This window comes from Candidatus Melainabacteria bacterium, assembly GCA_003963305.1.
Lineage (GTDB): Bacteria > Cyanobacteriota > Vampirovibrionia > Obscuribacterales > Obscuribacteraceae > PALSA-1081.
On record RXJR01000006.1, the window covers coordinates 274,001 to 285,170 of the forward strand.

An 11,170-nucleotide genomic window follows, 5' to 3' on the forward strand; every position below is an offset into this window, starting at 1 on the left:
ATGACGACAATGCGCAGAGATGCATGCAAAAAAGATTGGCTGCTAACGGCTTCATTAGCTTTGCTCTCAACCATCAACCAGAACGCTTCTGCCCAGACCGTGCCCACACCCGGCGCATCTTCCTCAACGCCCGGGTCGCACCTGTCTTCCCCAGGCATATCAGGTGAGACGAACGGCACGACCTCGACCAACGGTAATGGCGCACTTCCCGCCAACGCCAACGCAGCACCAGATTTGCAGTTGAACGTACCGGCAACGAATCGCACCGAGGCGATGCTGAAAGCGCGCATAGGTGCAGGAAGATCTGATCCGTTCGCACAACCGCTTTATGCGTTCAAGCCGCTCTTGTCCGAGCCGACGGTGATTAAGCAGCCAAAAGCTCTTCACAAAGTACATTTGCCCCCACCGCCTACTGATTCGACTCTGGCGCCGCCACCACCTCCGACTGAAACAATCATGCCAGGGCTTGCATCACAATCAGTTGGTCAAGCTGGACAGTTAGCAGGCGGCAGTGACATGCCGGAGCCACCCGAAAAGCCACTCATATCCGAAAAGATGAAGCTCGTAGGTGTGCTTGCAGACAAAGCCTTTTTCACATTCACCGATATCGGTTTAAGAAGAGCGAACAAATTCCCTTCGACTGTAGTCCTGGCAAATGGGGAACAATTCGAATCAGTCCACCTGGTCTCCGTCGCACCCAATAGTGTCGTGCTGGAAGAAGATGGCGAGCGCGTCACCAAGGAATTAGAGCGAATCCGATGACAATAGACACAGACAATATCACTTTCGACAGAGCAATCTCATTATCCAATGACCTGATCTACTCGGTCGAAAAAGGTGAAGTCACGCCGGCTGAAGCGGCAGAGCACCTCAACAGTATTGTCAGCTCAATAAACGGAGCCCGGGGCTTCTTCGTAGCTTTACTGACTGGCGAGTCTGCCCTCTCGAACGACTTGCCTGAACAATTCCTTGATGCTTTTCGCAAGCATTCGGATATTGTTTGCGACCTGCTCACAAAGAATCTGATCATGTCTGCAACGATGATGGTAACCCACCGGCGCAACGGTGACGCGCAGATGGAAGCCAACTCTCGCTCAGTAAACGAAAAAACAAAGCGCATAATTCGCCGACTGGACAATGAAGCGATGGCTCGACATCTCCTGAGCATGACAGATGCCATCAAACATAAATTGCAAACGGGCGAAGACGATCACGGCTCTGATTACTCGCCATTTCTGCAGCGCTGGCGCTACGATGGCGAGCAGCTCAAAGAAGGACTGGCAGCGCTTTCAGACTTGAACCCGGATTGAATAATCACTTCAGCCACGCCTGCGAGTCTGTGCTTACTGGCATTGGGAGCCCACTCGTGCAATTGTGACAGAGTTGTGGCGTTGTTGTGAACATGACAGAGCCAAGGAATAGAGCGAATCTCAAGGCGCAGAAGCGTACATTTCGACTTGTCCCGAGCGGGCTGAAGGCTATAACTGACGGCGTTTCCGGGGCAAATTTCACTTGACAACAGCAGCCTGAAGACGACAATGGAATAGACCGATTCCCTCACTTTACTAACGCATATATCTTTGTATATGGATTCTTTCGTGTCTCAAACACACGATACATCTGGCGGCTTTGTGCCGACCGATGATCGACCGAAGTTCGCCTTGATAGCAAATTCTGAAGACCGTTATTTGGGAACGGTAATTGGAGACCGCTACAAGGTCTTGTCGCTCCTGGGAAAAGGCGGCATGGGCTCGGTCTACAGAGCCCAGCACACCGCTCTGGGCAAGATTCAAGCGATAAAAGTTTTAAAACAGTCAGCACTGGAAAACAACACTGCCCTCAACCGCTTTGACATCGAAGCGAAAGCGGCAAGCTCTCTCAATCATCCAAATCTGGTGTCGGTTCACGACTATGGTTTGACGGCTGAAGGAGCGCCCTATCTGGTCATGGACTTTGTCGAGGGTGTGAGTTTGCTCGACGTGTTATTGCGTGACGGAGCTTTGAATTCAGTGCTCGTAATCGAATTATTCGAGCAAATCTGCGATGGTCTTGCATACGCACACTCACAGGGCGTAGTTCATCGCGACATCAAACCAAGCAACATCATTCTCACTCGCACCGCATCTGGTGCGCCACAGATAAAGATCGTAGATTTCGGCATCGCCAAGATAGTCGGTCATGGCGAGGCTGAGCACGAGTTGACACAAACGGGAGAAGTTTTTGGCAGCCCCATGTACATGAGCCCGGAGCAATGCGAAGGGCAACGAGAAGTAGATGCGCGCTCTGACATTTACTCTGTGGCGTGCGTAATGTATGAAGCGCTGACAGGGCAGCCGCCTTTCACTGGTACTAACGCCATTCAGACCATGTACAAACAGATAAACGAAGCCCCGAGCCCGATGGACGGAGCGAATCGGCGACTGAAAATTCCGCCGTCCCTCGAGAATGTAGTCATGCGAGCACTCGAGAAGAAACCGTCAGAGCGCTATCAAACCATGGAGGAATTGCGCAACGACCTCCAGTTGATAAAATCGGGCGGCGTTCCAAACCGCACCAGGAGCCAGCTCTGGTTCAACAGAAAGCCTGTACGCAAGAGAATACTAGTCTACACCCTGGCAATTTTCATCGGCACATGGCTGGGTATAACAGCCGCTTCCCTCTATGCACTGGCGCCGGTCATCTTCATGCCGGAATGGCAACGCACTTTGCACAAAGCCAACAACAACTTGCGCAGGGGACGCTACGACTTTGCTGAACAGGGCTACGTGAGAGCGATGAGCCTGGTGGACAAGTCTAATGAAACTGCATCAACCAGGGCGTTTGTGCGTTCTAATTTTGCAGATTTCAATTTGCTTATGGCAGACAATGAAGAAGACAACAACCAGACAGTGCGCGCCTTGCATCTCTACGAAGAGGCACAGGAGCTAATTTCCACTGACCTGAAGGGCAAGCCATCAATCGAAGAATCATCCTATGTCGGCAGACAGGGTGACTGCTACTTCCGCATGGGGAAATATCCAAAAGCGATTCAACTCTTCAGACAGGCGATTGCGATTGGTGAAATTGCACCGGGAACTTTTGACAAGGCGGAACTTTACTATCGTCTAGGACGGGCTTACAGTGCCGAAAACAAGCCAAAAGATGCTGAGATAAGTTATCGACATGCACTCGATGAAGCACGCAAAACAAAAGACTTTGAGACACTAGAATGTGCGAAGTACTATCATTTCCTGGCCAACTCGCTTGTTGCACAACAGCGTTTCACAGAAGCAGATCTGGTTTTCAAACTGTCAGAGCAGCTCAGGAAGCACATCTCGGGAGACAATACTCCTGTCTACCTGGCCACACTTGCTGACCACGCAGCACTGTTGCTGAAAATGAACGAAACAAGTCAAGCTAGAAATATGTTGAATTACGTCAAACAACATCGGCACAGCAGCGAGGTCGCCCCGCCACTCTAGACGCACACTGAAGATTCGATGCAGAGAGAACCTGTCGATTGACTTCGCTTCATTCGCTTCGATGCGATTGAGCTGGTTCGCAGCTGTCAAATAACCTGGCGTTTCGCCGGAAACGGATGCACGGCAGCCGCCGTTGCGCCCATGATGGCGCGCGAATAATCCTGTGGTGTGTTTACGTTGAAGAAGGCGGGCAATTCCGCCCCGTGAGATTTTTCATCGTAATCGAAAGATTGAGCTGTCAATCCGGAGAGAAACTCCTGCAAACTCAGGTTCCCCGCAAACAAAGACTCTTCCAGGGGCTTGATGCAATTCTTTGAGTAGAGAGCCAGCAGAGGTTCTACGCCGAGATCATGGGTGAGAACGACGACATCACTGCCGTGCCGTGCCGCAGTCATTTCACGAATCAATCGCTTATCGACAAAGGGCATATCGCAGGCGATCACGAAAACGTACTCGTGCTTAGCGACAAGCAATCCGGATAGAATTCCACCTAAAGGTCCGCGGTAAGGCAGAATATCTTTGACCACGTCAACACCAAGATCTTCATAGTTGTCGGGTTCATTGGCGACAATGAAGATTTCGGCGAAGAGATCACGCACCTGATTTAAAACATGGTTGACCATGGTCGTTCCCTCAAAGGGAAGAAACGCTTTTGGGCGCCCCATGCGACGACTCTTTCCACCACACAAAACAAGCGCTGTTACTGGCAGCGGCAGAGCCTCGCGCGTTGGTGACTGAATGACGTGATTAAGGTTCTGCATCTCTACTCACCGGTGTAAACGGGTTTGCGCTTCTCTGCAAAAGCGGCTAAACCTTCCAGTCGATCTTTACTGTTCAGAAGCTGCAGATAGGCCTTTGTTTCGAGAGCCAGACCGGCTTCCAGGTCTCGGTCGAAACCTTCATCAATGGCGATTTTTGCCTGCTTAAGAGAGAGCGGTGCAGCAGACGAAATATCTTTCGCCCATTTACGAATCTCATCCATCAACGGTTGATGGAAATCGCCCGAAGTTGCTTCAGGCACGACACGGTGAATCAGTCCCAATTCATATCCACGCTGGGCAGTCAAAGGTGCGGCGGTCAAAATCATCTCTTTGGCTTTTGATTTGCCGATCAAGCGCGGCAGCCGCTGGGTTCCGCCAGCTCCGGGGATGATTCCAAGCGTTACTTCAGTCAAACGCAGCGAGGCATTTTCAGCCATTACACGCAGGTCACAGGCCAGAGCCAACTCGGTACCGCCACCATATGCGGAGCCATTAATACCAGCGATGACAACCTGCGGCAATTGCTCCAGCGCATTCATTGTCTTCTGGATCATGAGCAAATATTCGATCGCCTCAGCCTGACTCATGCCTTTGCGCTCTGTCAAATCGGCGCCGGCGCAAAAAGTTTTGATACCAGAACCAACGACCGCGACCACACGAACTGAGCGGTCATCTTTCAACTCTTCGCAAGCAGAAAGAATCGAGCGCAGCAACTCACGATTCAAACAATTCATTACTTTAGGGCGGTTGAGCTTGAACCAAACGAGACCTTCTTCTCGTTCAATTTCCAGAACCTTATCGCTAACTTCGGTCATTGTCGTCATGCCCCTGTCCACCTATGCTGTGGCTTTCGCCGCTTGTGCCTGCATCTCCGCCTTTTTGGCTTGTTTCGCCCGGCCTGCCAGTGTCGCTTTCAAGTAACGACCGGGCAGCTCTTTACCCAGAATTTGCTCAGCCAGCTGACCGGCGTCAACTAACTTGTCGAGATCAATTCCTGTCTTGACACCCAGTCCGTGCAGCATGTAGACAAGGTCTTCAGTGGCCAGATTGCCTGCCGCTCCAGGAGCATACGGACAACCACCCAGGCCGCCCAGGCTGGAATCGAAGATTGCCACGCCTGCGTCCAGCCCGGCAAGAACGTTAGCCAGAGCGGTTCCGCGCGTGTCGTGGAAGTGCAATGCCATCTTCTCGAGCGGTACTTCCTTCTTCAAAAGATTGATCAGGGCAACGACTTGATTGGGAGTAGCAGCGCCAATGGTGTCGCCAAGCGAGATTTCGTCAACGCCCATGGCAACAACATCTTTGACGATGCGCACGACTTGAGCCGGGTCGACCGGTCCCTCATACGGACACTCAAACACGACTGATATATAACAGCGGATGGACTTGCCATCTTTCTTCGCCTGTTGAGCGACTTCGCTCAGAGCATGCGTAGCTTCTGCGATGCTCTTATTGATGTTCTTCTTGCTGTGCGACTCGCTGGCCGACATGAAGAGCGCAATTTGTTTCAAACCGGCTGCCTGTGCAGACTCGTATCCTTTCAAATTAGGCACGAGCGCCGAAACAGTGATGTCGGCGGGAAGCTGAACGGCACGCGCTACATCGAGACCGTCAGCCAGTTGTGGAATCCACTTGGGACTGACGAATGATGTTATTTCAATCGACTTCAGACCAGCATCAGCGAGGGCGTGGATTAGCTTGACCTTATCTGCGGTGGCGACATGCTTCTCTTCGTTTTGAAGTCCATCTCGTGGACCGACTTCAACAACACGCACTCTCTCAGGTAGATGCTCCAACATGCCGTCACCATCACAACCGGCATCGCCGGTCGCCTTTCAACTATTCGAGATCTAAAATCGCGTCGCCTTCGTTGACGAAGTCACCGCTGGTAACTTTGACGGCACTCACCTTGCCTGCCAGACTGGACTGCACCGGCAGTTGCATTTTCATCGATTCGAGAATAGCCACTTCCTGCCCGTCTGAAACCTGGTCACCAGGCTTGACCAGTATCTCGAGTACAACGCCCGCCATCATTGATGTCACTTGCTTCATGTTTTTCTTTCGTTTGACGTGAATAGGGAACGAGAGGCGCTAAAGCCCCTCGGGCTCAATGTTATCAAAGACGCCGGAACTTGAAATGACGACTGTTTTAATGCTTTCAGTCAGCCGGTCAGATTTGACGCAACTCACTATCGTTGGCCAAGCGGCTCACCATCAGCATCTCCTCATGACCAACTTTTTTCAATCAACGAAACAAGACGGCAATTATCGGAAATCTATTCGGTTATTTGGTTCTAACGCACGATCAGCTAGCGGAACAGTCCACGCAGAGCGTCGTTGATACTCTTGACAGTATCGTCCGGCTCATCATCGTCAAGGTCCTGCACCTGCGCACCATCATCAGACTGAGCAGCCGCCTGCTTGGTTGGGTCGAGAAACAGCGAAGGCTGGGCGGCAGGGTCAGGCTGAGCAAGAGGTGTTGAAGGTTGCAGGGCAGCCTCGGTCGACCCCATCGGGGTGAAAAAGGAAGTCGTCACTTCTCCCATCGCTGCTGCACTAGACGAAGTGGCGGCTGGGGCAGCCGGGGTTTCTGGAGGAGCCAGAGCAGGCGCTGCCGGGGCTGGCACAGGCTCAGTCGGCTGAGGATTCTGATAATCGTACGAAACACCGGCACTATATGGCGCGCCGGGTGTCGAAACAGGCGCCTCAGGCTGAGTCGGCTGAGGTTCGTCTGGAGCACCGAAAATGTCCAGAGGGGAGAATGCTTTTGGTTGAGCAGCCGGGGTTTCTGGTTGGTTCAGAAACAGACTTGACGTTGCTGCCGCCGCGGTCTCGACAGCCGGTGTCGGCGTCTCAGGCGGCGTCATGGCAGGAATGCGAGTAGACGAAGCACGAACATTGAGCGGCGCTACCGGTATGGCATCTGGAGTAGGGGTCGCGGCAGCCGAACCGGCTCGACCTGGTCTCGGGCGAGGTTCTTTCGGCTCTTCAACGGCAGGCACTTCAGTGGCAGCTGGTTTGGCACCCACAAGAGGTGTACCAGGGGTCAAAGTCGAACCGCCGCTGTATCGAGCCTGCATGGCCCGAACCTTTTCACGATCGGTCGCGACCGTGCTCAGCTTTTGCTGGGAGGTCAAGATGCGCTTCTCCAGCTCACCGATTTGCTCTGTGATGACATTGATTTCTTCGCGAGTGTGAGCCTCCTTCTCGGAGAACTCATCCAGCAGTTTTTTCAACATCTCCAAACTGGGCATGTGCAAGCTCCTTACATCCGCTTATCAGCGCGTCCAGCGCCTCGACGCTACAAGTTTTTTACCACCTAACAGGGAATTTAACCACCCCCGAGCCGTTTGCCGCGCCAAAACATCACTATTTGTGATGCAACAAGCGCACTCAGCGCGAGACGAAGAAGCTATCTAGCACTGCCTGCGGTGCAGTCTTGTGGTCCAGCAGAACGAAAATGTCGACGACTGTAATTTTATCGTCTGAGCGCCTGGCAAGCCTCAGCCGGTGGCTGAACTATCGTCCTGCACGGCAGCCGACTTAGTAGCTTGAATCAGGGAGCTGAACAACCACATACAGAGTTCGTCAAGAGAATCGACAGAAGGGTTGGCATCAGACATGCGCCACATCATGCCAAGCTCAGAGATCTTGACCTGAATACGCGCCAGTGGTTTGTAATCAACTTCTGACTTACTCAATGCCATGACTTTATTCACAGGCAGCAGATAAAATTCAATGGCGTCGTCTTTTCCTCTCAAAACCAGGGAATGCGTGCGCGTCGACAGACGTGCGCGGAAGTATGTCTTAGTCTCCTGCGCTTCGCGCAATTTGTTGGCGCGGGTGACCTCAGTTACATCACCGGATATGGTGCCGGAGACATGCAACTCAGTGCCGGCTGCGACCTGGTTGAACTCAAATTGATAACGCTGCAAGAGTCCATAGATTTTGTCGATCAGTGTCTCTATGCCCTTCTTGTATATTGACTCACGATAAATCTGCTGCAGATCGATGCCGCGCTTCTCGGCCAGGTACTGCATCGAGTCTTCCTTGAGCTTATACATCCAGTCATTGCCGGTTTCGGCATTTTGAGACTCGTGATACACCAGAATCTGACGGGATAGCGCGGCTTCGCGCTCATCTGCCGAGATGTCGCCCACGGCGCCGCCCGTCTCGAAACCTACCCTGTCCACATTGCGAGGCATTCCGCTCTGTCGCGCCGGATGGTTGTCTAAAAACTTACGCGTTTCTTTGGGATCGCGGGGTTTGGGGGCATCTTTACCGGAGCCTGAGCCCCCCTTCTTCTTATCCCACATCGCCACTGCCTCCTTCTAGACTCGATCCGGCCCTGCACATACTTGTGTGCTAAGCGGCGCCCTCATTCAATTTGTACCCATCTATTATGCTTTTCGAGCCTCCCACTTGTATATGACGATTTGGTATTAACGCAATCGTGTACAAATCCTCGGAGGCGCCATGGGCTGACCAGATCGAACCATTAAGAATTATGAGAATTGCTTCATAATTTAAACATTGTAGCGTATTTCAAGAGTTGTGGTCGATCCCTTTCCCTCTGCTGATTCGAAACGTAGCCTGGCCGGATAGTAACAACGAATCATCTCAGCTCTTTCTTTGTTTCCGCTCTGGCCGGTGCCACCCTCGATTGCTTTTCGTGCTTCCACATCACTGGTATCGACACCCTTGCCGTTGTCTTTGACTGTGAATTTGACAATGGTTTCAGAAACTTCGATATAAACCATGATTCGCGATGCCTCAGCATACTTTTCAATATTAGTAAGGGATTCTTGCACGATGCGGTAGATGTGAAGCTGCACTGGATATGGAAATTCCGGCAAATCTCGCTCACATTCAAAGGTGCAGTCGATGCCGATGCGCTGTTCGACTCGCGCCAGCAGATCGGCGATAACAGTCTTCAGCCCCCAATCAATGAGATCTCGAGGAGCCAGATCGTGACAGATCTCACGCAGTTTTTGAGAGACGGAATCCAACCCGGCACTCAGCTCAGAATCTTGAATGCGCCTGTCGCTGCTAAGCTGACGCTTCAATGTCATAATGTCGGCAATGACAGCATCGTGCAAATCACGAGCGATGCGATTCTGAATTTCTTCTTGCTGGCTGACAATCTTCTGGGCCATATTTTGCTCAGCCAGTAGAAGTTCCCGCACAGTTGCTCGCAAAGCGGCTCCTTCTAAATTGTCGAAGATTGCCGTGCCGATCAATTCATCTTTCAAGCCTTGCGCCGAGGCGAACACAAGTGTCTTAAAGAGACTCCGCACCAGATAATAAAGCTCATCCGGATCAGCCGGCAATGCATCGATAAACCAGATACCGGGCTGGTTTCGATCGTTCATCTGCAAAACACTCTTCAATCGCCCCGGCGTCTCGCTGCGAGAGAATTTAAAAATCTCCAGCACAGGCACGAGATAAAACTCGATGCGCCCGTGCGTTCCACGCATTGATAAACTCCAGGTCGAAGATGAGGCTCGACAGCGCAGATAAGAGATGGACTTTCTTTGTGTCGCCATCGGCGCAGCCGGTGAGCCATTCTCCTGTGTCTGATAAGGAGAGTCTTCCCGCACTTCGCTCACGTCGGTTGTGCTGAGACGCAATGGCGCAAGCTCCGGCACATCTGACACCAGTTCGTTGAATTCCAGCACCAAACCTTTCAAGGTGGCTGATAAAAGCGCCATCAAACTGCGAGTTGCTTCTTCGATCTCTTCGCCTGCAAATTCCTCCGGACCATGAATCAAATCTTTGTGACCCGGCACCATTCGAAAAGCCAGCTCGCGTAACCAGAGCGACTGATAGATGGATTGCTGCGCCCGCCGTCCCATATCTTCGCTCGAATATTCGCGAATGTGATTGAAACGCCCCCACTGCCCCGAATCAGTGCCAACTTTGTTTACCGAATTTGCACGATCGACTCGCTCGGTAATGCCGAGCTTATCAGCCATCGGAGGTGGCATTACCTCGATGAGGTATTTCAAAACTTCGTCCAGGGCTCGATCTAAGATTGGCTTCACGGCTCTAACTCGAGATTTCCATATCCACTTTGCACCGCCCAGGCAATCAATTGCTCACGACTTTCGAGCCCCAGTTTGAGCAAAAGCAGTTCGCATTGTTTACGCACCGTAGCGGGAGAAGCCTGCCTGCGCTCAGCAATTTCACTGTATTTCATGCCGCGAGCCAGCATTTTTAGTACTTCCTGCTCCGAGCGCGTCACCTTAGTTTCGCCGGAAACCAGCTCGCTTGAAAGAACCGGTTTCTTTCCGTTCATGACCTGTCGCATGGCATCAGCCACGGTGCCGACATTCTCCGACTTCAATAGATAGCCGGCAACGCCCATTGAAAGCACTGTCTGAATGAACGCCATACGATTTTCGCCTGAAAAGATGATGACATTGGCGCCGGTCACCGAACAAAATGAGTTGACAGTCGTCCTGGGCCCGGTCGAGCCCGGCAAGTGCAGATCCAACAGAATGATCTGGGGGTTCAGAGCGGCAGCCATCTCCAAGCCCTGATCAGATGTTGTGGCGGTACCAAGCACATCAATATCAGATTCTCTCGATAGCCCGGAAGTCAGACCTTCGAGAGTGACCTGATGGTCTTCAACAATCAACACACCGATTCGACTCATCATTCCAGCCTGCTTGACACACATGGTCATACCCAGACCAGAGCTTCCAGTACCGGCACAGGCGGATTGCGTTTGTAAAGCGCCGAGCCTCGCCGCCACTGGGTTTAGGATGGTTTTTTATAAAAGTCGACAGAGAAAGGTGTTAGAGTTTAGCCGCAAGACAATCGGGCAGTCCCATGCAATTAGACGTTGTGTTTTTGTCACGCGTTCAGTTCGCGCTGACAATTATGTTTCACTACATATTTCCGCCGCTGACCATCGGTCTCGGACTTTTCATGGTGCTCATCGAA

Annotated in this window: 12 protein-coding genes; 4 read left to right on the plus strand and 8 right to left on the minus strand. The window is 52.0% G+C overall.

Annotated features, from left to right (window positions below):
- The 3 genes from EKK48_08815 (at position 1) to EKK48_08825 (ending at position 3,461) form a co-directional block, all read left to right on the plus strand.
- Positions 1-762 carry a hypothetical protein gene (locus tag EKK48_08815; GenBank protein RTL43835.1) on the plus strand — a complete coding sequence of 254 codons (762 nt, stop codon included), beginning with the start codon at positions 1-3 and terminating at the stop codon, positions 760-762.
- Positions 759-1,310, plus strand: coding sequence for a hypothetical protein (locus tag EKK48_08820; GenBank protein RTL43836.1), 552 nt, complete (start codon positions 759-761; stop codon positions 1,308-1,310). The genes EKK48_08815 and EKK48_08820 overlap by 4 nt, the downstream gene beginning before the upstream one ends.
- A gap of 276 nt (positions 1,311-1,586) precedes the next feature.
- Complete coding sequence (locus tag EKK48_08825; protein ID RTL43837.1) at positions 1,587-3,461, plus strand: serine/threonine protein kinase; 1,875 nt, start codon at positions 1,587-1,589, stop codon at positions 3,459-3,461.
- 86 nt (positions 3,462-3,547) lie between these two features.
- Here EKK48_08825 and EKK48_08830 read toward each other — a convergent pair whose 3' ends face one another.
- The 8 genes from EKK48_08830 to EKK48_08865 form a co-directional block, all read right to left on the minus strand.
- On the minus strand, positions 3,548-4,222 hold the full coding sequence (locus EKK48_08830; GenBank protein RTL43838.1) for a molybdenum cofactor guanylyltransferase: 675 nt from the start codon (positions 4,220-4,222) through the stop codon (positions 3,548-3,550).
- 2 nt (positions 4,223-4,224) lie between these two features.
- A complete protein-coding gene (locus tag EKK48_08835) occupies positions 4,225-5,037 on the minus strand; it encodes an enoyl-CoA hydratase (protein RTL43854.1) in 813 nt (270 codons plus the stop codon).
- Between the two features lie 21 nt (positions 5,038-5,058).
- Positions 5,059-6,021: a hydroxymethylglutaryl-CoA lyase gene (locus EKK48_08840; protein ID RTL43839.1), complete on the minus strand. Its 963-nt coding sequence runs from the start codon at positions 6,019-6,021 to the stop codon at positions 5,059-5,061.
- 40 nt (positions 6,022-6,061) lie between these two features.
- Positions 6,062-6,274 (minus strand): biotin/lipoyl-binding protein, encoded by a 213-nt coding sequence (locus EKK48_08845; protein ID RTL43840.1) that lies wholly within the window; start codon positions 6,272-6,274, stop codon positions 6,062-6,064.
- 257 nt (positions 6,275-6,531) lie between these two features.
- Positions 6,532-7,476 carry a hypothetical protein gene (locus tag EKK48_08850; protein ID RTL43841.1) on the minus strand — a complete coding sequence of 315 codons (945 nt, stop codon included), beginning with the start codon at positions 7,474-7,476 and terminating at the stop codon, positions 6,532-6,534.
- Between the two features lie 249 nt (positions 7,477-7,725).
- Positions 7,726-8,538: a hypothetical protein gene (locus EKK48_08855; protein RTL43842.1), complete on the minus strand. Its 813-nt coding sequence runs from the start codon at positions 8,536-8,538 to the stop codon at positions 7,726-7,728.
- A gap of 210 nt (positions 8,539-8,748) precedes the next feature.
- The gene (locus EKK48_08860; GenBank protein ID RTL43843.1) at positions 8,749-10,266 is read right to left on the minus strand and encodes a hypothetical protein; all 1,518 of its coding nucleotides are present in this window, start codon (positions 10,264-10,266) and stop codon (positions 8,749-8,751) included.
- Positions 10,263-10,910, minus strand: coding sequence for a response regulator transcription factor (locus EKK48_08865; GenBank protein ID RTL43844.1), 648 nt, complete (start codon positions 10,908-10,910; stop codon positions 10,263-10,265). The genes EKK48_08860 and EKK48_08865 overlap by 4 nt, the downstream gene beginning before the upstream one ends.
- A gap of 146 nt (positions 10,911-11,056) precedes the next feature.
- On the opposite strand from EKK48_08865, the gene EKK48_08870 reads away from it, so the two are divergent.
- The coding region (locus EKK48_08870; protein RTL43845.1) for a hypothetical protein at positions 11,057-11,170 on the plus strand (114 nt) is incomplete at its 3' end.